Here is a 24066-nt window from a genome sequence, read left to right on the forward strand (position 1 = left end):
CACTAGCCGGTGGGAGTCTCGGCTTGGTCAGCCGGACCGGCGGCGAGTGCGGCTTTGGCGACGGGGGCGAACAGCCGGAGCGTGTCGGCGAAGTAGCGGTTGGGGAATACCCCGAACAGGCGCAGGGCGGCGCGGTGATTGATCGCGAGCACCGCCGCGGACACGGCGAGCAGGGCCCACCACGCGGCGGCGATCAGGGCGCGCGTCGGCCCGGGCAGGCCGGCGAGGTCCAGGCGCAGACGGCGGACGTGGAAGGGAACGTGCTCCTGCTCGTCGGTGAGGATGCGCGCCGCGACCTCGCGGGTCAGCTGGTCGCCGGCGCCGTCACGGACCATCTGGAAGTAGCGCAGCACGCACACCTCGGCGACGGTCAGGACCAGCACCTCGCGCGGCAGGCGGGCCCGCCAGCGCAGCGAGCGGAAAATGGTGTCGCTCCAATGCGCCGCGATCGTCGGCCGCCCAGCGGCGATGAGCAGCCGGGCGAGCAGCCGCGAGTGGTCCTGCTCCTCGGCGATGAACAGCCGCGTGGCTTCGAGGTAGCCGGGGTGGCCCGCCCGCGCGGCCGCCCGCATCATCCCCGCGCCGTCACTGGCCTCGCCGACCTGGATTCTGGCGAGGCTGATGGCCAGYGCCCTGGGAATCTCGGCGCCCGCTCTCCAGTCCGGGTCGGGCCGAAACCTGTTCGCCTCGAATCTATGTCGCCATGAGTCAAAGGCTTCTGACGCATCCTCGGGCACGAGCCATGGTTGCACAGCGTTGGAAAAGACACCCAGATTGTCATTTTTCGCGACGGTTGACCAACGCGGCCGGGCCAGGCCCACGCCCGCACCGGAACCCAGACCCGAGCGGGCGTGCAAGCTTTCGCGACCAGGATCGCGGCCGGAGAGAACCCCGGCGTGCTGGTTGGGAGCTGGTCAGAAGTTGGTCGCGAGCCAGGTGGTGGAGATGGCATCGACGGTCGGTCCGGACTCGAGGAGTGAGTGGCCAAGGCCGTCGATCGTGGTCAGCCGACCAGCGCGATCGGGCCCGGCGCGATGTCGAAGCGGGTGCGCAGCTCGTCGAGGACCGCCGGGAACTCGGCCGTCGCCTGGCGGACGAGCGGATCGACGTAGCGCAGCAGCGGATCGGCCTGCGCCGCCTCGAACGCGCCCTCGACGGGCCGGCGGCCGACGAACGGCATGCCGAGGTGGATTCGCCAGGCCGGGACCCCGGTCAGGGGCAGCAGTGCGGCGAACCCCTCGTCGGAGCGTGGCGGATCCATCATGTGCCAGGTGACCACCAGCGGCACCGAAGCCTCGCGGCCGGCCGACGGCGGTAGCGCGGTGAACGGCACGTCGGCCGCCCAGCCGACGATCGGCTCGATTCCGTCGTCAGTCATAGCGGCCCCTTCAGCCGGCTCTCTGAACCTATGGCTCCCTGAACCTAGCGAGGGGCATACACAGTCGCGCGCTCAGCGGCGGGGGCTGGGGTCAGACGGCGGCGTGCTGTTGCCGGTAGAGCTCAGCCCATTCCGCCCGGGGGCGGATCGTGATGTCGACGTCCGCGGCGAGGGCGCGTAGTGCGCCGACCGTGGCCCGCTCCTTCGGCAGCGTGGCGAAGGGGTCCCAGTTGTAGAAGCGCGCCGCGTTCTGCCAGGTCATCTTGTTGATCTCGTCGTCGGTGCAGCCGGCGGTGGTGAACTCCTTCTCCAGCCATTCGGGCGCGTCCGGCCAGATGGCGTCGGAGTGCGGGTAGTCGCATTCCCAGGCGATGATGTCCATGCCGACCTCGTGGCGGGCGGCGACCGCGTGCGGGTCGGTGACGAAGCACGCGAGGGACTGCTCCAGGAAGACCTGGCTGGGCAGTTTGCCGCCGAAGTCGCGGCGCAGCCACTTCTGGTTCGTGTAGTGGCGGTCGCACCGGTCGAGGTAGAACGGCACCCAGCCGATGCCGCCCTCGGCGTAGGAGAACCTCAGGTCGGGGTAGTTGCGATAGGCCGGTCCCCAGAGCAGGTCCTGGGCGGCGAGCGCGGAGATCTGGCAGGCGAGGATCATGGTGTGGTCGCGCGGTGCGCCGGGCGCCAACGTGAGTGAGCGCAGGCCCATGCCGATGTGCAGGACCATGGCCAGGCCGGTCTCGGCCATGGCCGTCCAGATCGGCCTCCAGTAGTCCTCGTCGTGGTAGCTCGGGAGGTTGTCGATGTGCGGCATCTCGGGCATGGCGATGCCGCGGGCGCCCTTCGCGGCGACCCGGCGGACCTCCTTGGCGGCCGCGGCCGGGTCGTAGATCGGGGCGATCGCGAGCGGGATGAACCGGCCGGGGTAGGTGGCGCACCACTCGTCGATGTGCCAGTCGTTGTAGGCCTGGATCACGGCGGTGGTCGTCTCGTCGCGGAACTGGCTGAGGTGGCCTCCGCTGAAGCCGGCGAACGTCGGGAAGCACATCGAGGCCAGTACGCCGTTGCGGTCCATGTCGCGCACGCGGGCGTGGATGTCGTAAGCGCCCGGCCGCATCTCGGCGAACCCCGACGGCTCGCTGTTCCACTCCAGCGGCGGCCACCCGACCACCGCGTTCAGCCCGACGAGCCCGGCCGGCTTGCCCCGGTAGATCCACTGGTTGGCGGTGCCCTGGGTGACGACCCGCGGCGCCGCGTCGGCCCACTTCTTCGGCAGGTAGCGCTCGAACATGTCCGGTGGCTCGATCACGTGGTCGTCCACGCTGACCAGGATCATCTCGTCCTTGTCCACGACGCCCTCCTCCACCAGAATTTTGACTAGGACCAAATCCTAGCTCTGTTGGCGGTGGTCACGGGCGGTTTGCGGACCTTGGGGCGTCCGCGAGACGCGTCAGGGCGCGTGGATGACCGGCACGTCCAGGGCCCGCACCGTCGGGTTGTCCGCGCTCGCGTCCGTGACGACCCCGGCGACCTCCGCCAACGGCAGGACGGTGAACCGGGAGGCCGTGCCGATCTTCTCCGAACTCGCCAGCACGTAGGTGTCGGCGGCCTGGTGCGCCAGGGCGCGCTTCATCGCGGCCTCGTCCGCGTCGCCGGTGGTCAGCCCCGCCTCGGGGTGCACGCCGGTCACGCCCAGCAGGAACAGGTCGGCGTGCAGCCCGCGCGCGGCCTCCACGGCGGCGGCGCCGCACGCGACCATCGAGTGCTTGAACAGCCGACCGCCGATCAGATAGACCTCCACGTCCTGGTGGTCGACCAGCGCGCTCGCCACGGTCGGGCTGTGGGTCACGACGGTGGCCCGCAGGTCGACGGGCAGCGCGCGCGCCACGGCCAACGCGGTCGTGCCGCCGTCGAGGATCGCGGTGCTGCCCGGTTCGATCAGCGCGGCCGCGGCGAGGGCCACCCGCTGCTTGCCGGACACCTCGACGTCCTGGCGGGCGACGTAGTCGGCGATCGCCGGAGAGACGGGCAACGCGCCGCCGTAGACACGTTGGCACAGGCCCGCCGCCGCGAGGTCGCGCAGGTCGCGGCGGATGCTGTCCTCGGACAGGCCGAGCTCGGCGGCGAGGACCTTGGCGACGATCCGGCCGTCAGCGCGCAGGCGCTCGAGGAGAAGGTCGCGACGTTGAGCGGCGAGCATGCACGTTTCTCCTTGTTTTTGCCGACTCTTGCACGATACAGTCGGCGCCATGCTGATTCTTATCGCGGGGCCCTACCGCTCGGGCACCGGCGACGATCCCGATCTGATGGCGCAGAACCTGGCCCGCCTGGAGGAGGCCGCCTGGCCGGTCTTCCGCAGCGGTCACGTCCCGATGATCGGAGAGTGGGTCGCGCTGCCCGTCCTGCGCGGCGCGGGCGGCACCGGCCCGACCGACCCGGTCGCCGAACAGATCATGTATCCCACCGCGGAACGCCTGCTCCAGCATTGCGACGCGGTGCTCCGGCTGCCCGGCACGTCCACCGGCGCCGACCAGGACGTCCAGATCGCCCAGGAGCGGGGCCTGCCGGTCTACCGCCGCGTCGAGGACATCCCCGGCTACCGAGCCGCCTAGACGTAACCAGTGCGGACCCGTCAGCCGCGTGGCAGGTACGGGACCGCCCCGGCGCATGGCGGCGGCGCTCGGGTGTTCAGCTCGAGTCGGCGCCGCACACGAGCGGGAGGAAGATCGTGTCGACGATCTCCTCCAGGGTCTGGTCGGGCACAGCGGTGAGGGTCATGAGGAACTCGTAGCGCAGAAGGTCGAAGGGCAGTGCCTTCAGGCGGCGAGTGAGGTGTTCTGGCTTGATCTCGCCGCGTGCCGCGGCCCGGGTGAACAGGATGTCGATGGAGTTCTCCCGGCCGGCGGCGACGAGTTCACGCAGGTCGGCGGGGCTGGTGCCCGTCTCCTGGTAGTAGCCGGCCAGGTGGACGCTGAGGACCGTGGCGAGCTGAACGCGGGTGGCGTTGATCTCCCGCATGAGGGCGAGGACGTCGCCGCGCAGGCTTCCGGTGTCGGGCATGTCGAGGTGGGCGCGGGTAAGCGCGCGGGTGACCGCTGCCCGGACGAGCTCGTGGCGGTCGGACCAGCGGCGGTAGAGCACGGGGCGGCTGGTACCGGCGCGCTGGACGACGGCGTCCATGGTGAAACTGGCGTAACCGTTCTCCGCCAGCTCGTCCCAGGCCRCCTCCAGCAGCGCCTCCTCCAGCACCGCGCCGCGGCGCCGTTCTGGCATGGTCTCCCTCACTCCACCTTAGAAACACTTGTGTGTCTTGTGTTGGCCCAGCTAGTGTCGGCGCCATTAAGACACAGTCGCGTATCCTAGGTGGCCGCGTGTGAGCACTTCCAGCCAGACCGCCTCCCCGCCCACCTGGACGGATGTGGATGCGGACTGGGTCGATCCCGCCGTGTGGCGGACGGCGTTCACCATCATCGTGGGCACGCTGGCCGTCGTCTTCGACACCACCATCGTCAGCGTCGCGATCAACGACCTCGCCGGCGAGCTTCACGCCTCGCTGTCCACCATCCAGTGGGTCAGCACCGGCTACCTGCTGGCGATGTTCGTCACGATCCCCATCGCCGGCTGGGCCCAGTCGGCGCTCGGCGGCAAGCGGCTGTGGATCCTGGCTCTCGGCGTGTTCTTCGTGGGGTCGATGCTGTGCGCGGCCGCGTGGAACGCGCCCAGCCTGATCGCCTTCCGTGTCCTGCAGGGCATCGGCGGCGGCGTCATGATGCCGCTCATGATCACAATGATCATGCAGGCCGCCGGCGGCCACAACGTCGGCAAGGTGATGGCGACCATCTCGTTGCCCGCCTCGCTCGGCCCCATCCTCGGCCCGGTGCTGGGCGGGATCATCCTGCACCTGGGCGACTGGCGCTGGCTGTTCCTGGTCAACGTCCCCTTCTGCGTCGTCGGCGGCTGGCTCGCGCTGCGAAACCTGCCCGACGACCGCCCGGCGCCCGGCAGCCGCACCCGCCTCGACGTCGTCGGCCTGCTCCTGCTCTCCCCCGGCGCCGCCGCCATCATCTATGGCCTGTCCCAGGTCGAGGGCAGCGCCGGCTTCGCCAGCGTCGAGGTCCTGCTGCCGCTGCTCGCCGGCCTAGCGCTCGTCGGYGGCTTCGTCGCCTGGGCCCTACCTCGCGCCGGGGAGGCCCTGGTCAATCTGCGGTTGTTCCGTCACCGCGCCCTGGCGTCCTCGGCCACCGTCGGCTTCCTGCTCGGCGCCACCCTCTACGGCGCGCTGTTCCTGCTGCCCCTGTACTGGCAGCAGGTCCGCGGCGAGGACGCCCTGGGCGCCGGCCTCCTGCTCATCCCGCAGGGCATCGGCGCGCTGTTCTCCCGCAGGCTGGCTGGCAAGTACACCGACCGCTATGGGCCTCGCTGGGTCGGCCTGGCCGGATTCGCCGCCGTCGCCATCGGCACCGTGCCCTTCGCCTTCGTCACCGCCGACACCARCACGGTGCTGCTGCTGGCGGCGCTGCTCGTGCGCGGCGCCGGAGTCGGCGTCGCCACCATCCCCCTCACCGGCGCCGCCTACGTCGGCCTGGGCCACGCCGAGATCCCGCACGCCAGCATCGTCATCCGCGTCACCCAGCAGCTCGGCGGCTCCATGGGCGTCGCCGTCCTCGCCGTCGTCCTCCAGCACGCCACCGCCGGCGCCCACACCCAGTCCGCCCTCGCCGGCGCCTTTGGCGACGCCTTCTGGTGGTCCGTCGCCTTCACCGCGGCCGCGGTCCCGGTCTGTCTCCTTCTTCCCGGCCGCGCCCAGGCGCCCGCCATCCCCAACCCGGCAGAGGCAGAGGCCGAGCCCGCCGTCCTGGTCTAGACACACAGCCCCACGGCCACGGTCAGCTCCCGGCGTAGGGCCAGCTGCTGGTCCGGTGGACGCCGGCGGACAGGCTGAGCGGGTCACACAACGGCGAACGGGCGGCTCGGCGGCTCGGCGGCTCGGCGGCTCGGCGGCTCGGCGGCTCGGCGGCTCGGCGAGGATGATCGAACGCTGACCGTCTGGCTCAGTCGCGCAGGTCGAGCAGGCGGCACGCGTAGTGGTAGACCCGCTCACGCAGGATCTCCGGGTCGAGTGCCGCGAGCGCGGGCTGGCCGACGGCGGTGATGGCGGCGGCGAGCATCGCGGCGGGAATGCTCCAGTCGTTCTCGCTGTCGTCGTCGACGAGCAGGGCGAACATGCGCCGGGTGAGGCCGCTGAACGGCTCGTGCCTCGCGAGGACCCGCATCATCGCGGGGTCGCCCTGCCAGGCCCGGACCTGGGCACGGTTGCGCACGGAGAAGTCGACCAGCTGATGCAGCAGGGCCCGGCGCGCCTCGACGCGGCCCGGCGCCGCTTCGGCGTCCTCGACGGCCGCTTCGAGGGTGACCAGCTCGTGGTCGGCGGTCGCGATGACGATCTCGTCCTTGGTCTTGAACTGGTGATAGACCGCCGCCTTGGTGACGCCCATCGCGTCGGCGATCATCTGCAGCGAAGTTCCGGCCACGCCGTATTCAGCGAAGAGCCCGAGCGCGGCGGTGATCACGCGCACCTGGGCCGGGGTGTGCCGGATCTCGGCCAGGCGGGTACCCAGGCGGGACTGCGTCGTCAAAGCCACGGACGACATGATAGCCGATCGGCTAGACACTCGACTAGCCGATCGGCTATCCTCGCCGCTCATGCGACGAACAGCCGGCGAGACGATCATCTTCTGGACATTACCCGCGGTGGCGATTATCTGGATCGCCGCATTCTTCCTCTTCCCCGGCTTCCTACCGCCGATGTCTCCGCGAGCCTCGGCCTCGGAGGTGGCGGCCTTCTACCATGACCACACCGCCCGCGTCCGCTACAGCATGATCCTTCTCAATTGGTTCTGCGTGGCACTGATTCCGATGCTGATGCTGATCGTGGAGCGGATGCGCGGTATGGCTCACCGCACCCCGGTCCTGCGCTACTGCATGATCGGCTGCGCGGGGGCCGCCCCCATAACGTTCCTGACCGCGACCGTCTTCTGGCTGTTGGCGGCGTTCCGGCCGGATCGCTCGCCCGACCTGACGATGCTTTTCAACGACCTCGGATGGGTCACCTTCACGTGCGGTGTTCCCTTTCTCGTCGCGCAGAGCATTTTCCTGGCACTCGCGATCTGTCTCGATGAGCAGGACGAGCCGGTGTTCCCGCGGTGGGTCGCGTACTTCAACGTCCTCATCGCGGTCGCGATCGTGCCGGCCGGGTTCGCGGGGCTCGCGCGCAGCGGGGTGATTGCCTGGGACGGGTTCCTGTCATTCTGGGTCAAGAACGTCGCGATCGCGCTCTGGATCGTCGTGATGTCCGCCGTTCTGGGACAGTCGCTGCGGCACGACCGCGCCRCCGCCCCGGCTGCTCCGGCCGCCACATGAAGCGGCCCGCCTGGCGCGGCGACCCGAAGCGCGAGCTCTGGCTCATGTGGTACGCGACCCTCATCTTCTACAACCTGTACACGGTCGTCTTCTTCGTGCTCACCCGCACCCAGCCCCCGGCGCCGCCGTGGTCGGACGACCACCAGGTGACCAACTGGTTCGCGCACCGCCATGAGGGTCTGCTCGTCGGGTTCTCCCTGGTGTTCGTCCTGGGCGGCCTCTCGGCGACGTCCATCGCGCTGATCACGTACTCGATCCGTYGGATGTCCGTCAGCCGCGCCTTCGCGTACTCCTATCTGATCCTGTACGGGGTCAGCGCGGTCCCCGGCTTCCTGTTCATCTGCGTGGCGATGACGGTCGGCGCCATGCGGCCCGACCGGGATCCGGCGATACAGCACTGGCTCTACGACTTCGGATTCCTGTCGTTCTCCGGCACCATGGGCGTCTTCCTCGTCGGCTCGCTGATCTGGATGGCGGCGATCCTCCTCGACAAGAACCGCGTCCTGCCGAGGTGGTTCGGCTACCTGAACCTGTGCAACGCCCTCACCGAGGTCGTCGTCGCGCCGTCCTGGATATTCTCCCGCGGCGCCTTGTCCTGGAACGGCACCATCGCCTGGTGGATCAACGTGGCCGTCTTCGGCATGTACACCGGCGCCTTCATCACCTTGCTGCGCAATATGATCATCCGCGAGGACTTCGGTACCGGGCCATTACCCGACCTCCCACCGAGGAAACGGCGCACGCAGGCCGTCGCGGAGGTGACGTCGTGACGAGCACGCAGGCAGTGGCCGCACCGGAGACGCAGCCATCGGGACGAGTTCCCGGTGAACCGGGCATGTGGTTCTTCGTGCTGTTCGAGTCCCTCGTCTTCACTTCGTACTTCGGGGTCTATCTCTACCACCGCGCGCAGCACGAGGTCGCATTTCTGCAGGCCCAGTCGCACCTCGACCTCTGGCTCGGAGTCCTCGGCACCATTGCCCTGCTGACGAGCTCGTGGTCRGTGGCTCGCTGCGTCCAGACGGCGCGCGCCGGGCGCTACCGGCTCGCGCTGCGGGACGCGGTCCTCACCGCGGGCTTCGGCGTCGCCTTCCTAACCMTGAAGATCGTCGAATGGTTCCATCAGGTCGACCTGGGAAACACGTTCACCAGCGGCGACTTCTTCGAGTACTACTTCTTCCTCACTGCGATCCACTGCGTCCACCTACTGATCGGCTTTGTCGCCCTCGGCGTCATCGTCTATCAGCTCTCAAGCCCGAGACGACGCTCCCAGGAGATCGTCGAGACCTGCGCCACGTACTGGCACACCGTCGACTTTCTCTGGGTTCTGATCTTCGCCCTGCTCTACGTCGCGAGGTGATCCGTGGGAACCGCATTCAACAAAAGACTTTTCGCCGTCTGGCTCGTCCTGTCAGCCATCACGGTGATCTATCTMTGGATCGACCACTCGGCCGACGACCACGGCACACCGACCGCGAGCACCGTCGTCACCGTCAGCGCGATCGCCCTCGCACTGGCCAAGGTCAGGATCATCATGCGGGAGTTCATGGAGGTACGGCACGCGCCTGGGCTGCTCCGCCGCCTCACCGATCTCTGGGTCGTGCTCATGGCCGCCGCCCTGCTCGGCATGTACTTCGTGGGGAAAGCGGCCACCTAGCATCGCGGCAGCGCGTGACGGCAGGCCATATCAGCCGCCGGACCGGTGGGTCACTGTGGTCGGCGTAGACCCGCGACGAGGATCTTGACCAGTCGGCGGGCGTCGTAGCGGGGGTTGGCGCCGGCGCCTATGCAGATACCGCCGACGCCGCGCATGAGCTCGTAGGCGTCCTGGTCGGAGCGGATCTCGCCGGAGTTGGCCGCGGCGTCGAGCAGTTGGGTGCACACGGGCACGAGCCGGTCGAGGAAGTAGGAGTGCAGGGGGTCGAAACAGGGGTCGTCGGACTGCAGCACGGAGGCGAGTCCTTGTTTGGTGACCACGAAGTCGACGAAGAGATCGATCCAGCGCCCGAGCGCTGCGTACGGAGTCGCGCTGGTCGCCAGCAGGGCGGGGCCGGCCTCGGCGAGGGCCTCGACCTGGTGCCGGTAGACGGCGACGATGAGATCCGCCCGCGTCGGGAAGTGGCGGTAGATCGTCGCCGTCCCGACCCCGGCCCTGGCCGCGATGTCACGTATCGGCGCTTCCACCCCCGCCGCGACGAAGATCGCGGCGGCCGCGTCGAGCAGGGTCTCCTTGTTACGTCGTGCGTCCGCCCGTTTGGGTCGGACCGCGGGTCCCATGTCTCGATCGCTGTCGCTCACCGCGCACCTCCCTCCGGTCGCCGCCGAGCTTCCTCCGGTCGCCGCCGAGCTTGCTAAACGGGACAACGTCCCATATCGTCAAGCGGGACGGCGTCCCACTTCTCCATGGTGCCAGATCAGCAACCCGACGACCAGGCAGGCATGGTCACCACGCGGCGCCGCCGATCGACCGGACGGCGGCGCGAACGTGCCGGGCCGCTCTGGGGAGACCGCGCGAGCCGACGCGTCGCACCAATGCCGCGACGCCAGCCGCGAATCAGCCGAAAGGAAGGCCCCTCCATGACCGAATCTGCCCTGGCGACCACCGACATGGCCACCGGTGGATCCACTCCAGTCGTCTCGGTGAAGCCGGTGGTGCTGTCAGCGCCGGGCCGCGGCGCGGACCTGCGTGTGCGGGTCTCCGCGCCCGTGACCGGGCGCGAGCTGCCTGTCGTCGTCTTCTCCCATGGCTTTGGCTCGTCGTTGGACGGCTACGGCCCGCTGGCCGACTTCTGGGCCGCCAACGGTTTCGTGGTCATTCAGCCAACCCATCTCGACTCCAGAACGCTGGATGTTCCTCCCGACGATCCCCGGACGCCACGGATCTGGCGTTTCCGAGTCGAGGACGTGAAACGCGTGCTCGATCATCTGGATCTCCTGGAAGCGGCCGTTCCCGGCCTCGGCGGCCGCGTCGACCGAAGCCGCGTCGCCGCGGCCGGGCACTCCTTCGGCGGCCAGACCGCGGCCAACCTGCTGGGCCTGCGAGTCCTCGACCCGGAGAGCGGGAAGGGCGAGGACCTGTCCGACTCACGGATCAAGGCGGGCGTGCTGTTCGCGACCGCGGGACAGGGCGGAGCCGACCTGACGCCGTTCGCGGTCGAGAACTTCCCGTTCCTGAACCCGAGCTTCACGGACATGATCACGCCCGCCCTCGTGGTCGCGGGAGACCAGGACCACTCGCCGCTGACGCTTCGGGGGCCGGACTGGATGACCGACCCGTACTTCCTCAGCCCCGGCGACAAGAGCCTGCTCACCCTCTTCGGGGCGGAACACTCGCTTGGCGGCATCCCCGGCTACGAGGCCAAGGAGACGACGGACGAGAGCCCCGAACGAGTCGCCCTGATCCAGCGGATCACCTGGGCCTATCTCCGTCATGCCCTCGACATCGAGGAATCCAGCTGGCTGGCGGCGCAGAAGGCCCTGTCGGAGAACGACCATCCACTAGGCCGCCTCGAATCCAAATGAAAACCAGAGAAGCGTGGTCGGTCTCTGATTGACCCGGCGGTCATGGACAGCCTCCGATGGACCTGCTCGGCGTCAGTGGAGGAGCACTCGCAGCAGGATCAGGGCGACGCCGAACACCCCGGCGACGAGCCCGTACGCCAGGGACGCCCAGGTACCGCGTCCGCTGTGCCGGCCGGCGATCTCCCCCCACAGCACCAGCGCGGCCACGCCGGTCCACATCCCGGCGAGCGCCGCCGTCTGGACGGACGCCCCAGCCGCCGCGGCCAGCAGCACCGCGACCAGCGGGAAGAACGACGCCGTCACCAGAGACCATTCATGGACCATCGTCTCGGCCAGGCGATGCAGGCCGGCCCGGCGGCTCACGCTCGGMGGTGAGCCGAGGAAGTCGGCATACACGTGGGCGAGCCAGTACACGAGCACGCTGACCAGCTCGGCGTAGATCAGATCACGCAGCTCCGTCTGGCGCTCGGACTCCACCGCCAGCACCGAGTCGGCGAGAACCGTTCCGTAGATCGAACCGACCGGGTTGCGGGCGAGCGCGAGCATGCCCGCCCGCCAGCCACGGCGGGACACGACCGGATGGTCGAGGCGGTCGTAGACGTCCACGCCCATGAGGTCTACCCGATGGGTACCCGCGCGGCTCGCCGCGCAGGGCCGATCCGCGACCTGGAGCCCGACCGGCGACCTCGGGCCGGGTGTGTCCGAACGTCCGAACCCGGCGGCCGGGAAGGCCGCCGGGTGGGAGACGTGGCCTCCTGTACCGGCTACCGGTACGGAGGGCGGTTCGTCGGGCAACGTCGGCACCGGCCTCAGGCGGTGTGGCCGGCGTGCGACGCCGCCGCGACGTGCGCGACCTCCACCGCGGGGACGCTGTCCGCCGTTTCGGAGACCGACCGGCGCGACGCCGAGACGGCCACGACCACGGGCCAGCCGAACACCAGCAGCGTGAACACCCGCTGGAACAGGCCGTAGTAGGCGTTGCCGATCTCACCGATGAACACCGCCGCGACGGTCAGCAGGCAGTAGATCGCGACGAACCGGGTCGGGACCGCCAGGTGCGCCCGGCCCGAGTCCCGGCGCAGCGCGCGGGCCAACAGGAACAGCGCCACGATCAGCCCGAGGAACAGCGCCATCGAGACGTACTGGTGCACCCAGAAGTGGGTGGACGCCAACGGCGCGTCGTCGTAGTCGATGCAGCTCGACAGCCGCTCCGAGCAGTCCTGCCGGGCCAGGCCCGCAACGGCCATGCCGGCGCCGGTGAGCGTCACCAGCACCGCGGCGGCGCGGCCGGCCTTGCCGCGGCCGACCCGCCGCCAGAGCAGGACCCCGGTGCAGACCAGGCCGACGGCCTGGGCCAGGAATCCGGCGATCATCAGCCAGGCATAGTCGGCATTGGTCGCCGCGAGCGCGCTGACGCCCTCACGGACCGGGTTGTAGCCGGGGTTCAGCAGGCCGACGACGATCGCGTCGACGACGAAGGTCCCGACAGCCAACGCGCCGATCCGGGCGAGCAGCGGCCACCGGTGGGCGTCGGCCGGGGCAGCCGCGCCGCCTCGGCCGGCGGTCGGGGCGGTGGTCCCGTCGGTGGTCCGGGTGGTGGCCCCGTGGGAATGCGACATCGTCTCTTCCTTTCTGGATGATTCCGGAGAACCGTGGTTGCGAAGAACCAGACGGTTCCGGCGAACACCTAGAAAGACTCGCGTTTGGCGGGCTCGAAGCCGACCGTGCGCACACCCGACTTTCCGGCCGGCCGCACGCCCGCCGAGTGGGATGCCAACACGCCGGGCGGCGGGGGTGTGAACACCCCCGCCGCCGGCGACCCGCCGGCGCGACCCGCCGGCGCGACCCGCCGGCGCGACCCGCCGGCGCGACCCGCCGGCGCGGCCCGCGGCTCAGCCGCCCTGATAGGCCGCCAGGTAGAGCAGCACGGCCTTGACCCGGCGGTGCACCTCGAACTCCTCGGCCAGCCCGAGTTTGCTGAAGATGCCGTTGATGTGCTTCTCCACCGCCCGGACGGTCAGCACGAGCGCGGCGGCGATCGCCGTGTTGTCCTTGCCGGTCGCCATCTCGGCGAGCACCTCCCGTTCGCGCGGGGTGAGCCCGGCGAGCGGGGACCGCGAGCTGTGCCCGCGCACCAACGCGTCGACGATCTTCGGGTCCATCACGGAGCCGCCGACGGCGACGTCCCGGATCGCGCCGAGCAGCTGGTCGCGATGCGACATCCGCTCCTTGAGCAGGTAGGCGCGCCCGCGCGACCCCTCGTCGAGCAGCGCCAACGCCAGCTCCGGGTCGTCGTACTGGCTCAGCACCACCACGCCGACCCGTGGGTGCGCGCGGCGCAGCCAGGCCGCCGCCCGGATCCCCTCGTCGGTGCCGGTCGGCGGCATCCGGATGTCGGTCAGCACCACGTCCGGCTGATGCACGTCCACCGCGGCGAGAAGCTCGTCGTAGGACGCGCAGACGGCCACCAGCTCGATCTCCGGCGCCGACCCGAGCAGGCCGCGCAACCCCTCGCGGGCGAGCAGGTTGTCCTCGGCGAGGATCAGCCGCGTCGGCGCCCGGCCACCCGGCACCGCGGCGTCGGCTGTCACCGGACTACTCGTCACCGGACCACCCTCCACCCGATCGCCCGCCGCCAGACCGTGGTCGTCACGCGACCACGGTAGGGAGACCGACGGCGCTGATCCCCCGGGGTGTACGCACCATGCCGATCGTGGTGCCGGTACCGCTGATCACGTCCGTCATGGTAGGTGACAATCCGACGCATGCGGACCAATGCGCACCGGCCATGCTGACGCCTGCCTCGGCGGCCGCCTCGGCGCGCGGCCCGAGCCGCGCCCGGCCGGCTGTGGCCACCGGCCTCGCCGCCATCGTGACCGCGACGGCTGCCGCAGCGGCCGCGGCGGTCGTCCCACATCGCGTCGACCCGGGCGTGAACGAGGGGTTCATCGTCGTCTCGCTGCTGCTCGGGATGGCGCTGGGGCTGGTCGGCGCCCTGCTGGTGGGGGTGCGGCCGGCGAACCGGCTCGGCCCGCTGCTCTACGTCGTCGGCGCCGCGGTGGTGTTCGAGTTCGCGCTGCGTGAGTACGCCTACCGCGGGCTGCGCGTCGACCCCGGCTCGCTACCGCTGGCGGACGTCGCCGGCTGGGCTGGTCTCGCCCTCGATCCGCTGTTCTTCCCAGGGCCGCTGGCCGTCGTGCTGGTGCTGTTCCCGGACGGCCGCCCGATGTCGTGCCGGTGGGGTGCGGCGGCGCTCGGCGGGCTCGCCGCCGGCGGTGCCGGGGTCGCGCTGTGCCTGCTGCGCCCTGGGCCGCTGGCTGACGAGTCCTTCGGTTACGAGATCCCGTGGCGCGGCGCGCTGCCGGCCGGCGCCGGCGACCCGGTGCGGGCTGCGCTCGGGGCGCTCACCCAGGTATGCCTGCTGCTGCTGACCGCGGCGGTGGTCGGGCTGCTCGTCCGGCACGCCCGGGCCGGTCGGGACGACCGCGCCCGGCTGCGCCCACTGGCCATCGCCGCCACCCTCGCCGCCGTCTGCCTCGTCGCGCAGCTCGTCCCGGGGATGCGCGTCGTCGGGACGTTCGGGCTGGTCGCGGCGGTGGCGGTCGGGTTCCCGCTGGCGCTGGCCGTCGGGGTGCTGCGCTACCGGCTGTGGGACCTCGACCGGGTCCTGGTCGCGGCGATCGTCTACGGCGCGCTGACCGTCGTCATCACCACGCTGTACGTCGGGGTGGTGGTCGGGTTCGCGGCGGCCGCCGGGTCGGGGACGGACGATCTTCCCCTGCCGTCGCTGGTGGTCGCGACCGTGCTCGTCGCCGTGGTGTTCGCGCCGGCGAAGGACTGGGTCGGCCGGGCGGCGCAGCGGCTGGTCTACGGCGTGCGCGCCACCCCGTACGAGGCGCTGGCGGCACTGCCCCGCCAGCTCGCCGAGGCCCCGGCGGTCGACGACGTGCTGCCTCGCACCGCCCGGGCGCTCACCCTGGGCCTGGGAGTGCCGTCCGCGCGGGCTCGCGCCTTCGTCACCGACCACGCCGACCAGGCCGACCAGGCCGGGACGGGCGGGACTGACTGGGCGGACGCGAAGGACGATGGCGGGCGTGAGGCGGCGGCGACGCGGACCGCGTGGTTCCCGGAGCGGCCAGGCGGCGGGGCGCCACCTGGGCCGGGGGCACCCGACGGCTCGGATTCGGCGGACGGCCCGGAGCCCGACCTCGTCGTGATCCCGGTCCGCCACCTCGGCACCGTCGTCGGGGACGTCGCCGTCCAGTCCTGGCCGGACCGCCCGCTTGGGCGGGCCAACCGGCGGCTGCTCGCCGACCTCGCGGCCCAGGCCGGCCCGGCGCTGCGGGCCGTCGCTCTCACAGCCGAGCTGCGCGCCCGCCTCGACCAGATCACCGCGCAGTCCGCCGAGCTACGGGCCAGCCGGGCGCGGCTAGCGGCGGCGCAGGCCGACGAGCGGCGCAGGCTCGAGCGCGACATCCACGACGGCGCCCAGCAGCAGCTCGTCGCGATGACCGTGACGATCCGTCAGGCCGAGGAGCAGCTCGCCGCGCTGGCTGGCACGACGGGTGACGCCAGCGCGGACGAGGCCGGCGGGGGCGGCACCGCCACGGAGCTTGCCCGGGCGGCGCTACGGCGCTGCCAGGACGACGTCGACCGCTGCATCGACGACCTGCGCGAACTCGCCCGCGGCATCTACCCGCCGGTACTCGCGGCTCGTGGCCTGCCGACGGCACTGCGCGCCCGAGCCCGCCGGGCTCCGCTGGACGTCCGGGTGGAAAGCGCGCCGGAGCTCGACGGGCGGCGGTTCGCCACGCCGGTCGAAATCGCCGCGTACTTCGCCTGCCTGGAGGCGCTACAGAACGCCGCCAAACACGCCAGAGGCGCGAGCGTGTTCGTCCGGCTCGCCCTCGACGGCGACAGCCTGTGTTTCACGGTCACCGACGACGGGCCTGGATTCGACCCGGCCGATGCCCGCTCCCGGGCCGGCACCGGCCTGCTCGGCATGGCCGACCGGGTGGGCGCCGCCGGCGGCACGCTCACCGTCGAGACGGCGCCCGGCCGAGGCACCACCGTGCGCGGCCGGCTTCCGGCGCAGCCGGCGGAGGCTGTGCAGCCGGCGGAGGCGGCCGCCTAGTACAGGCTCCCGCGGGACGGCTCAGGGGACGGGGAACTCGGTGACCGGCACGGCTTCGGTCCGGCTCGCGACGTACCGAGGCACCAGCGCGAGCGCGGCCTGGGCGTCCACCGCCTCGACCGTCCAGAACATCTGGTGCTCGTCGCGGCCCAGGCCGCAGGAGGCGAGCGCGTGGCCGTGCCGCAGAGGGCTGTCGAAACCGTGCCAGGACGCGAACGCGAACCGGCATTCGGCCGGACCGTGCCGGTGGCACAGGACGAACATCGCCATGTCTAGCAGCGTCACCCGGCGACGGCACACCTATATATCGGGGAGATCCCCAAAACCGGCCGACGATGTCACCCAAGCGACCCGCACGCAGGGCAGCCGATGTCACTCAAACGACCCGGCGCGCGGGACGGCCGAACGCTCCTCCACAATCCCGCCAAAGGCGATCGAACTCCCGCGTGGTCCTGCTGACCCGGACACACGCGGCGGTACGCCACGGGGGAGGGACAGTGAGGTATAGGGCCTCCCTGGTGGGACGGGATCGGGAGATGGCGACGATCCGCGCGGCCATCGGTCGACTGACCGTTGGCAGGTCAGCGACGGTGGCGCCGGGCGCGCGGGCGAGGAACGGATCGGCGGTCGCGGCCCACCGGCCGCGAGCCGGCTGGCTGGAAATCAGTGGCGAGGCCGGAATCGGCAAGAGCCGGCTGATCGACGAGCTCACCTCACTGGCGGACCAACGCGGGCATTTGGTGCTCCGAGGCCACGGCAGCGAACTGGAACGCGACATCCCGTTCAATGCCATCGTCGACGCGCTGGACGACTACCTCGGCGCGGTTGATCCGGACCGGCTGTGCACGCTCGGCGCCGACCGACTCGACGAGCTGGCTTCGGTCTTCCCGGCGCTCCGTCCGCTCGGCCGGGCCAGGACCGACACTTCCGAGCTGGACCGCTGGCAGACCTACCGCGCCGTACGGCGACTGCTGGAGCTGCTCGCGGCCGAGCACCCGCTCGTGCTGGCGCTCGATGACCTGCACTGGGCCGACACGGCGTCGGCCGAGCTAGTCGCGCACCTCCTGCGCCGTCCGCCGGCGGCGGCGGTGCTGCTCGTGCTCTCCTATCGGCCGCGCCAGGCCCCGGCCACGCTGCTCGCCGCGCTCGAGGCGGCGTCCGGCATCTCGCCTGAGCAGGCCGCCGACGCCGTCGCCGGAGCCGACGCCGCCACAGGTGCCTCGGGGGGCTCTGGGGCCACCGGCACCCGGATCCGCCTCGGCGCGCTCTCCCGCACCGACGCCGACCTGCTGTTGAGCCTGGTTCGGGATCCAGTCGCCAAGGATCGCTGGTATCGCCAGAGCGGCGGAAACCCCTTCTACCTGGAACAGCTCGCTCGTTCCCGTTCGCTCCCACCGTCAACCACCGCGGCGAACGGCGCGGCCGTGGCCGTGGCCACGGGAGTGACGGACGACGCCCTCGACGACCTCGAAGACAAGGTCCCACCCGCGGTGGCCGCCGCCGTAGGGGCGGAGATCGCCGCGTTACCCTTCCCGGTCCGCCTGTTCGCCCAGGGCGCCGCCGTAGCCGGCGACACGTTCGACCCCGATCTGGCCGCGGCCGCCGCCGGCGCCCCCTCGACGTCGACGGGCGGCGCCGCGAGCACGCCGACGGGAGCGCCGACGCCCACGGCCCAGCCGACCGGCCCCCTCGTCACGGTCAAGATCAGCGTCGACATCGACGAGATCGCCGTCTCGCCGCTGGACGCCGTCGACGTCCTTATCAGGGCCGATGTCATTCGGCCGACGGAGCTGCCCGGCCGGTTCGCCTTCCGGCACCCCATCGTGCGCCACGCGGTGTACGTCTCGGCCGGCCCGGGCTGGCGGCTGGGCGCGCATGCCCGCGCAGCCGCGGCGCTCGCCGCGCGCGGGGCGCCCGCCACCGCGAGGGCGCACCACGTCGAGCGGTCGGCGGTGCCCGGCGACGAGGAGGCGGTGGCGCTGCTCGCCGCCGCGGCGGACGCCAGCCGGCTACGCGCGCCGGCCGCCGCCGCCCGCTGGTACGACGCGGCCCTGCGGCTGCTGCCCGCCGTGGTCGGGGAGATCCACCCGCGGCGCATCGCCCTGCTCGCCCGGCTGGCGAGCGCGCTGGACTCGAGCTACCAGCCGGAGCGGGCCCGCGACGTCCTGGACGAGATCCTCGGCCTGATCCCGTCCTCACTCCCGGAGGAGCGTGCGCACGTGATCGCGCTGCGCTCCGCCGTCGACCACATGCTCGGCCGGCACGGGGAGGCCAGGGCCCTGGTGCTCGACGCGCTGGCGACGGCGGACCCGGCCACCCGCGAGGGCTGCCTGCTGCGCCTGCAGCTGGTGATCGACCACTTCTACACCGGCGAGTACGACGGCATGCGCCGCTGGCAGCGGGAGGCCCATCCGCTGGCCGAACGGCTCGGCGACCGGGCCCTGCTCGCCGTCTCCACCGGGCTGCTCGCGGGCGCCGAGTACATGGCCAGCGGTGTCGCCGCGGCCGACGCCGGCGCGACGGAGGCCGCCCGCCGCTACGACCTGCTGGCCGACGACGAGGTGCTGCCCCACCTGGCGATGCTCGCCTGGCTCGGCTGGACCGAGATGTATCTGGAACGGTTCACGGCCGCCGCGCGGCACCTCGACCGCGCGGACTCGCTCGCGCGCCGACGGGGTCGCGGCGTCACCCTCGCCATGGCGGCGGTCGGCCGGGCGACGCTGGCGGGCTGGCGGGGCCAGATACCGGAGGCGGCGCGGCTCGCCGAGGAGGCCGTCGAGTCGTGCCTGCTCGCGCCGCACCTGCCGTTCCTGTCCTGGGCGCTGGCGGTGCGCTGCTGGACGGCGACGCTGGACGGCGACCTGACCGAGGCGCTACGGCTCGGCGCGCACGCCGTCCAGGTCGCCCATCCCGATACCGACGCCGTCTCGGTGCTCGCCGGCTCGCACTACGCGGAGGCACTGGTCGAGGCCGGCCAGCCGGACCGGGCGATCGACGAGCTGTTCGCCGCCGCCGGCGGCCCGGACCTGCCCCGCGTCGAGGAGGCCTACCGCCCGTACTGGTATGAGCTGCTCACCCGGGCGGAGCTCGCCAGGCGCGATCTCGATCGCGCGGGCCAGCGCCGTCCCGGGCCCGCCCMGATCCGCCCGCCGAACCTGGCGCGTCCGTCGGAGGTGGTGCGTCCGTCGTCCGGGGCCGGCGCGGCCGGTGCGCTGGCGGGCAACGGTGCTGGCGATGCCGAAACGGTCGACGGGGTGGCGGCGGCGGAGCGGTGGGCCCGGCGGGCGGAGTACGCGGCCGCGCACGCGGGCGGTGGCCTGCCCGGGCGGGCGGCGTCCGCGTTGCGCGCGCGGGCCGCCGTGGAGCTCGCGCGCGGCGACGCGGTGGCGGCGGCGAAGGCCGCGCTCGCGTCCGCGGCCGCGGCCGAGCGGGCCGGCCTGCCCATCGAGTCGGGTCGATCGCTGACGCTCGCGGGGCGGGCGCTGACCGCCGTCGGCGACACCACAACGGCGGTCAGCGAGCTGCGGCGCGCCGAGTCCCGGCTGCGGGCGGCCGGCGCCCGGCGACCCGGCGACGAGGCGGCCCGCCTGCTGCGGCAGCTCGGCGAGAAGGTGGCCCGCGGCGGGCGCCCGGCGGGCTCCTGGCGTCCCGCCGCCCGGCAGGTGGGCGGGCTCGGCGGCGGCGACGGGCTGGGGGTCGGCGGCGGCGCGCCTGGCGGCGGCGCGCTGGCCGGCATCGGCGCCGCGGCCGACGGCGGCGCACAGGCGGGCGCCAGGAACAGCGAGATGTCGGGCGCGACGGCCGCGCGGCTGTCGGCGCGGGAGCGGCAGATCGCCGAGCTGGTGGCCGCCGGTCAGACGAACAGGCAGATCGCCGCCGAGCTGTTCGTCAGCGAGAAGACGGTCGAAAGCCACGTGACGAAGGTGCTGGCCAAGCTTGGAGTGCCTTCCCGGGCCGCKGTCGGCGCCGTCCTTCGATCCTGACGCCCCGGCCGCGCCGCGCCGGATTCGCGGCAGATCCTTGACAGTCAGAGCCCCTACGACGCGATGATCCAACGGCGGAGTTCCGGCCGATGCGCGAGCCGCGCTCGGGCGCATCCGGAACCAGGGTTTCCCCCGATGTTTTGGTCGGGAATAGCAGATCAGGCTGAACCTGCTGGTGKAGGTGTCCGACGTGGCCACGCGCGTCGGGCACCCCCACCGATCGGGGAGCCGGAACGGGGGGCGTGAGCATGGACGCGCGACGCCGTTCCGGCCTGGAACGGAGGCCACATGTCGATGCCTGAGCCCGCCACGGGACCGGCCGCGCCGGCGCGGCGCGGGTTCGCGACCGGCGGCGCCGGCCTCGCCGGCGCGCTGCTCATCGGGGCCGTGATCGCGGTCGTTCTCGGGGTCTACGGCCGGGTACACGAGCCCGCTCGGCGCCCGCTCTACACGCTGGGCTTCTCCTCGCCGCTCCCCATGAAGGCGTGGCTCACGACGGTGATCGTGCTGCTCGTCATCGTGCAGCTCCTCACCGCCCTGTGGATGTGGGGGCGGCTGCCGGGTGTCGGCTCAGCCGGGCCCGCCGTCGCGATCGTCCATCGGTGGAGCGGGACGGCGGCCTTCGTCATCTCGCTCCCGGTGGCGTTCCACTGCCTGTGGGCGCTCGGCTTCCAGACCGCGGAGCCACGCGTCGTCGTGCATGGCATCGCCGGCTGCGCGTTCTACGGCGCCTACGCGGCGAAGATGCTCGGTCTACGGGTAAAGAAGCTGCCTGGTTGGGCGTTGCCGGTGCTCGGCAGCCTGGTCCTGACGACGCTCATCGTGCTCTGGCTGACCGCGTCGCTCTGGTTCTTCACCCGCTCCGGCATTCCTCATGTCTGATCGCTCCGGCCGTCACGAAGAAGGGCTGAGATGACGCAAGACGTCTCCGCGCCGCCCCAGTCAGGGGCCCTCACCCGTCGGGCCGTCCCGGCCGTGGTCGTAGTCGCGGGTGCCGTCGCCGGCTTCGCCGTAGCGAAGGGGCACGACGAGAGCGAGACCGGCCCCGGCGCCAACGCGGCGGGCGGCGGCGGCGCGAGTGGCGGCACCCAGCTGGCCACGCTCGACCAGGTGCCGGCCGGTGGCGGCGTGGTACTCGACAAGGCCGGCATCGTGCTGACCCGGGACGACGCGGGCAACGTGCACGGCTTCTCGGCCATCTGCACCCACCAGGGCTGCACGGTCTCCGACGTCACGGACGGCACGATCAACTGCCCGTGTCATGGCAGCAAGTTCGACGCCGCGACCGGCGCCCCCGTCGCCGGCCCGGCCGGTAGCCCGCTGCCGCCGGTCGACGTCACCGTCCGCGACAACGCCGTCTTCACCGCGCCGGCCGGCGGAGGTGGTGGCGGCGGCGGCGGCGCGAGTAGCGGCCAGCTGGCCACGCTCGACCAGGTGCCGGCCGGTGGCGGCGTGGTACTCGACAAGGCCGGCATCGTGCTGACCCGGGACGACGCGGGCAACGTGCACGGCTTCTCGGCCATCTGCACCCACCAGGGCTGCACGGTCTCCGACGTCACGGACGGCACGATCAACTGCCCGTGCCACGGCAGCAAGTTCGACGCCGCGACCGGCGCCCCCGTCGCCGGCCCGGCCAAGAAACCGCTGCCGGCGGTCGACGTCACCGTCCGCGACAACGCCGTCTTCCCTTCCTGACAGTCCGCCCTCTCGGCGCACCGCGCCGGCCTTGGCCGGACCGAGACCCAGCCCGCCACCTGATCGCCGTCCGGCCCCGCGCTCGCGGGGCCGGACGTGCCCAGCACGAGAGGGGACCAGCGTGCCACCCGTCGCGCTGAGCGTCACGACCCCGGCCGAACAGCTCACGTTGCCCGGCGACCGCCCGGCGGTCGTCGGCCGGGCCCGCGACGCTGACATCGTCATCAGCAATCCGAAGGTCTCGCGCCGGCATGTCTCGCTCGAGCCGACGCCGGACGGCTGGGTAGCCCGAGACCTGAGCACCAACGGGATGTGGCACGACGGCGCGCAGGTCGGCTCGGTGCGGGTCGGCGGCGACGTGACCCGTCTGCGCCTCGGCGGCGCCGACGGTCCGGAGGTGGTGCTCGCCGCCCTGGTGCCGGCCGCCGCCGCCCCCCCGGCCGAGCCCACCCTCGACGAGCTCGAGACCAGGCTCGCGCCAAGTGGCGGCGCTCCGAACCCGGCCCAGCGGGCCGGCCGCGGGGCCACTCCGGCACCCGTGCCGGCCGGTGCGCACCAGTCCGCCGGCGTGCCTGCCCAGCGGACCGCGCCCGCGCCCGTCCCGAGCGCGCGGCGCAAGCCGCCCCGTTGGCTGAGCACGGTGCCCACGCTGATCTGGCTGTTCGCCGCCGCCTTCACCATCGGCGCCCTCGTCGCCCTCTCCTGACGATCCGCGCCGCGGCGGCGCGCCGGTGACCTCATGCGAGGAGAGAATGCGGTCGCGTGCTCTGGCTCTCACCGCCCGGGCGTGCCGCGGCCGACCCGGGCGGGACATTCCGACGACCGTTCCGCGACTCCGGACAGTCACGTTCGGCGGTGGGCGGAATGATTCTCACCAGTTCTTTAATCGCAACGGCCGGGCTTACCGCCTCTCAGCCCATCTGCCGGCCTACCGTCTGACCTGTCGGGTGGTATCGCCGTATAGGAAGGGCTGATATGACGCAGGAAGCCACAACCCAGGCCGAGCCGACCGAAACTCAGGTCAGGCCGGCCGGTCTCAGCCGGCGAGCGACGGTCCCGCTGATCGCCGCCGCCGTCGGAGCATCCGGCTACCTGCTGGCCGCATGCTCCAGCTCTGACGACGACGACGCTTCGTACTCCCAGGCCACCGGCTCCGCGGCGGCTCCGTCGGCCGCCACCAGTGCCGCGGGCACGGCCGGCGGCTCGACCGCGAGCTCCGGCGGCACCCAGCTCGCCACCCTGGACCAGGTGCCGGCGGGCGGCGGGCTGATCCTCTCGGACAGCAAGATCGTGCTCACGCGCACCAGCGGCAACGACGTGCACGCCTTCTCCGCCGTCTGCACCCACCAGGGCTGCACCGTCGCCAAGGTGGCCAACGGCACGATCGACTGCCCCTGCCACGGCAGCAAGTTCGACGTTTCCACCGGCGCCCCCGTCGCAGGCCCCGCCCCGAGCCCGCTCAAGTCCGTCGCCGTCACCGTGCGAGACAACGCCATCTTCCAGTCCTGAGGCCGCCCCGCCCCGGCTGGCCCGCCTCGAAACACGCGGCGGACCCAGCCGGGGCGGCCTGATCTCGCTCGCCCGAAACCGCCAGCGCCTCATCGGCTGAGTGGCTCACCGACGCGGTCTCCCCCACTGGCGCGGCCGCCCTCACCGCCACGTCGACCGCCGGCCGGTGATCATTCCCGCCTGGCACTCGTCCGCCACCCGGCGCCGCCGCGGGCGGCCCGACGCTCCAGCCGGATGTCCGCGGGTCCCGCGACCCGTCGCCCGGCTGTCGACGCGCGGATCCGCGGACCCGGCCGTTCCCGAGGACTGGCGGGACGGCCGGGCGGACCGCCGCGACCTGACTACCAAGAGTAGTGGTCCGGGTGCACATCATTTCCACCTCCAGGTCATCGTCGGCGGCGTTACTTCCGCGAAACGCATCGCGCGATTCA

At 72.1% G+C, this 24066-nt stretch carries 24 protein-coding genes; 13 read left to right on the forward strand and 11 right to left on the reverse strand.

The genetic code is table 11. The features are described 5' to 3' along the window. Positions 1-2: 2 nt before the first annotated feature. The 4 genes from BCD49_RS20100 to BCD49_RS20115 form a co-directional block, all read right to left on the reverse strand. Positions 3-821 (reverse strand): ferritin-like domain-containing protein, encoded by an 819-nt coding sequence (locus BCD49_RS20100; RefSeq protein ID WP_007513011.1) that lies wholly within the window; start codon positions 819-821, stop codon positions 3-5. A 182-nt stretch (positions 822-1003) separates the two neighbouring features. Beyond that, positions 1004-1378 carry a hypothetical protein gene (locus tag BCD49_RS20105; protein ID WP_007513009.1) on the reverse strand — a complete coding sequence of 125 codons (375 nt, stop codon included), beginning with the start codon at positions 1376-1378 and terminating at the stop codon, positions 1004-1006. A 91-nt stretch (positions 1379-1469) separates the two neighbouring features. Then, positions 1470-2726 (reverse strand): amidohydrolase family protein, encoded by a 1257-nt coding sequence (locus tag BCD49_RS20110; protein WP_007513007.1) that lies wholly within the window; start codon positions 2724-2726, stop codon positions 1470-1472. A 99-nt stretch (positions 2727-2825) separates the two neighbouring features. Then, positions 2826-3575 (reverse strand): DeoR/GlpR family DNA-binding transcription regulator, encoded by a 750-nt coding sequence (locus BCD49_RS20115; RefSeq protein WP_007513005.1) that lies wholly within the window; start codon positions 3573-3575, stop codon positions 2826-2828. Between the two features lie 49 nt (positions 3576-3624). On the opposite strand from BCD49_RS20115, the gene BCD49_RS20120 reads away from it, so the two are divergent. After that, positions 3625-3987 (forward strand): hypothetical protein, encoded by a 363-nt coding sequence (locus BCD49_RS20120; RefSeq protein ID WP_007513003.1) that lies wholly within the window; start codon positions 3625-3627, stop codon positions 3985-3987. Positions 3988-4063: 76 nt separating this feature from the next. Here BCD49_RS20120 and BCD49_RS20125 read toward each other — a convergent pair whose 3' ends face one another. Beyond that, on the reverse strand, positions 4064-4648 hold the full coding sequence (locus BCD49_RS20125) for a TetR/AcrR family transcriptional regulator (protein WP_071041772.1): 585 nt from the start codon (positions 4646-4648) through the stop codon (positions 4064-4066). Positions 4649-4748: 100 nt separating this feature from the next. On the opposite strand from BCD49_RS20125, the gene BCD49_RS20130 reads away from it, so the two are divergent. Then, a complete protein-coding gene (locus BCD49_RS20130; RefSeq protein ID WP_071041773.1) occupies positions 4749-6239 on the forward strand; it encodes an MDR family MFS transporter in 1491 nt (496 codons plus the stop codon). Between the two features lie 187 nt (positions 6240-6426). Here the strand turns inward: BCD49_RS20130 and BCD49_RS20135 are convergent, their stop codons facing one another. Next, positions 6427-7026 (reverse strand): TetR/AcrR family transcriptional regulator, encoded by a 600-nt coding sequence (locus BCD49_RS20135; RefSeq protein WP_007512997.1) that lies wholly within the window; start codon positions 7024-7026, stop codon positions 6427-6429. 52 nt (positions 7027-7078) lie between these two features. On the opposite strand from BCD49_RS20135, the gene BCD49_RS20140 reads away from it, so the two are divergent. The 4 genes from BCD49_RS20140 to BCD49_RS20155 all read left to right on the forward strand — a co-directional run bounded on the left by BCD49_RS20140 (position 7079) and on the right by BCD49_RS20155 (position 9449). Further along, complete coding sequence (locus BCD49_RS20140) at positions 7079-7795, forward strand: hypothetical protein (protein ID WP_083401574.1); 717 nt, start codon at positions 7079-7081, stop codon at positions 7793-7795. Next, positions 7792-8565, forward strand: coding sequence for a hypothetical protein (locus BCD49_RS20145; RefSeq protein WP_071041775.1), 774 nt, complete (start codon positions 7792-7794; stop codon positions 8563-8565). Before BCD49_RS20140 ends, BCD49_RS20145 begins: the two co-directional genes overlap by 4 nt. 65 nt (positions 8566-8630) lie before the next feature. Then, positions 8631-9152, forward strand: a complete 522-nt coding sequence (locus BCD49_RS20150; RefSeq protein WP_071041776.1) for a cytochrome c oxidase subunit 3 — start codon at positions 8631-8633, stop codon at positions 9150-9152. 3 nt (positions 9153-9155) lie between these two features. Further along, positions 9156-9449: a cytochrome C oxidase subunit IV family protein gene (locus BCD49_RS20155; protein ID WP_007512988.1), complete on the forward strand. Its 294-nt coding sequence runs from the start codon at positions 9156-9158 to the stop codon at positions 9447-9449. Positions 9450-9499: 50 nt separating this feature from the next. Here BCD49_RS20155 and BCD49_RS20160 read toward each other — a convergent pair whose 3' ends face one another. Continuing rightward, positions 9500-10090 (reverse strand): TetR/AcrR family transcriptional regulator, encoded by a 591-nt coding sequence (locus BCD49_RS20160; protein WP_007512986.1) that lies wholly within the window; start codon positions 10088-10090, stop codon positions 9500-9502. A 279-nt stretch (positions 10091-10369) separates the two neighbouring features. Here BCD49_RS20160 and BCD49_RS20165 point away from each other — a divergent pair, with 279 nt between their 5' ends. After that, positions 10370-11314, forward strand: a complete 945-nt coding sequence (locus tag BCD49_RS20165; RefSeq protein ID WP_007512985.1) for an alpha/beta hydrolase family protein — start codon at positions 10370-10372, stop codon at positions 11312-11314. A gap of 72 nt (positions 11315-11386) precedes the next feature. Here the strand turns inward: BCD49_RS20165 and BCD49_RS20170 are convergent, their stop codons facing one another. The 3 genes from BCD49_RS20170 to BCD49_RS20180 form a co-directional block, all read right to left on the reverse strand. After that, positions 11387-11926, reverse strand: a complete 540-nt coding sequence (locus tag BCD49_RS20170; RefSeq protein ID WP_007512983.1) for a hypothetical protein — start codon at positions 11924-11926, stop codon at positions 11387-11389. Positions 11927-12123: 197 nt separating this feature from the next. Then, the gene (locus BCD49_RS20175) at positions 12124-12933 is read right to left on the reverse strand and encodes a DUF998 domain-containing protein (RefSeq protein WP_007512981.1); all 810 of its coding nucleotides are present in this window, start codon (positions 12931-12933) and stop codon (positions 12124-12126) included. Between the two features lie 273 nt (positions 12934-13206). Beyond that, positions 13207-13920 carry a response regulator transcription factor gene (locus tag BCD49_RS20180; protein WP_007512979.1) on the reverse strand — a complete coding sequence of 238 codons (714 nt, stop codon included), beginning with the start codon at positions 13918-13920 and terminating at the stop codon, positions 13207-13209. Between the two features lie 182 nt (positions 13921-14102). Here BCD49_RS20180 and BCD49_RS20185 point away from each other — a divergent pair, with 182 nt between their 5' ends. Then, positions 14103-16448: a sensor histidine kinase gene (locus BCD49_RS20185; protein ID WP_131803517.1), complete on the forward strand. Its 2346-nt coding sequence runs from the start codon at positions 14103-14105 to the stop codon at positions 16446-16448. Between the two features lie 21 nt (positions 16449-16469). Here BCD49_RS20185 and BCD49_RS20190 read toward each other — a convergent pair whose 3' ends face one another. After that, positions 16470-16733 (reverse strand): hypothetical protein, encoded by a 264-nt coding sequence (locus BCD49_RS20190; RefSeq protein WP_241832366.1) that lies wholly within the window; start codon positions 16731-16733, stop codon positions 16470-16472. Positions 16734-16984: 251 nt separating this feature from the next. Between BCD49_RS20190 and BCD49_RS20195 the strand changes: the two genes are divergently transcribed. From BCD49_RS20195 to BCD49_RS20215, 5 genes are all read left to right on the forward strand, one after another. Beyond that, positions 16985-20431 carry a helix-turn-helix transcriptional regulator gene (locus BCD49_RS20195; RefSeq protein WP_083401575.1) on the forward strand — a complete coding sequence of 1149 codons (3447 nt, stop codon included), beginning with the start codon at positions 16985-16987 and terminating at the stop codon, positions 20429-20431. 288 nt (positions 20432-20719) lie between these two features. After that, positions 20720-21313, forward strand: a complete 594-nt coding sequence (locus tag BCD49_RS20200; protein ID WP_007515565.1) for a DUF6529 family protein — start codon at positions 20720-20722, stop codon at positions 21311-21313. A 30-nt stretch (positions 21314-21343) separates the two neighbouring features. After that, complete coding sequence (locus BCD49_RS46160; protein WP_007515564.1) at positions 21344-22126, forward strand: Rieske (2Fe-2S) protein; 783 nt, start codon at positions 21344-21346, stop codon at positions 22124-22126. A gap of 121 nt (positions 22127-22247) precedes the next feature. Beyond that, complete coding sequence (locus BCD49_RS20210) at positions 22248-22832, forward strand: FHA domain-containing protein (RefSeq protein ID WP_007515563.1); 585 nt, start codon at positions 22248-22250, stop codon at positions 22830-22832. A 269-nt stretch (positions 22833-23101) separates the two neighbouring features. Then, the gene (locus tag BCD49_RS20215) at positions 23102-23635 is read left to right on the forward strand and encodes a Rieske (2Fe-2S) protein (RefSeq protein ID WP_007515561.1); all 534 of its coding nucleotides are present in this window, start codon (positions 23102-23104) and stop codon (positions 23633-23635) included. Positions 23636-24066 lie beyond the last annotated feature (431 nt).

Origin of the sequence: Pseudofrankia sp. EUN1h, assembly GCF_001854645.1 — a bacterium.
GTDB lineage: Bacteria > Actinomycetota > Actinomycetes > Frankiales > Frankiaceae > Pseudofrankia > Pseudofrankia saprophytica.

What these genes read in the sequence shown, in the direction of transcription:
- BCD49_RS20185 (WP_131803517.1), top strand. Translation starts at nt 14,103, where the DNA reads ATGCTGACGCCTGCCTCGGCGGCCGCCTCGGCGCGCGGCCCGAGCCGC.
- BCD49_RS20120 (WP_007513003.1), top strand. Translation starts at nt 3,625, where the DNA reads ATGCTGATTCTTATCGCGGGGCCCTACCGCTCGGGCACCGGCGACGAT.
- BCD49_RS20135 (WP_007512997.1), bottom strand. Translation starts at nt 7,026, where the DNA reads ATGTCGTCCGTGGCTTTGACGACGCAGTCCCGCCTGGGTACCCGCCTG.
- BCD49_RS20105 (WP_007513009.1), bottom strand. Translation starts at nt 1,378, where the DNA reads ATGACTGACGACGGAATCGAGCCGATCGTCGGCTGGGCGGCCGACGTG.
- BCD49_RS20200 (WP_007515565.1), top strand. Translation starts at nt 20,720, where the DNA reads ATGTCGATGCCTGAGCCCGCCACGGGACCGGCCGCGCCGGCGCGGCGC.
- BCD49_RS20165 (WP_007512985.1), top strand. Translation starts at nt 10,370, where the DNA reads ATGACCGAATCTGCCCTGGCGACCACCGACATGGCCACCGGTGGATCC.
- BCD49_RS20215 (WP_007515561.1), top strand. Translation starts at nt 23,102, where the DNA reads ATGACGCAGGAAGCCACAACCCAGGCCGAGCCGACCGAAACTCAGGTC.
- BCD49_RS20175 (WP_007512981.1), bottom strand. Translation starts at nt 12,933, where the DNA reads ATGTCGCATTCCCACGGGGCCACCACCCGGACCACCGACGGGACCACC.
- BCD49_RS46160 (WP_007515564.1), top strand. Translation starts at nt 21,344, where the DNA reads ATGACGCAAGACGTCTCCGCGCCGCCCCAGTCAGGGGCCCTCACCCGT.
- BCD49_RS20115 (WP_007513005.1), bottom strand. Translation starts at nt 3,575, where the DNA reads ATGCTCGCCGCTCAACGTCGCGACCTTCTCCTCGAGCGCCTGCGCGCT.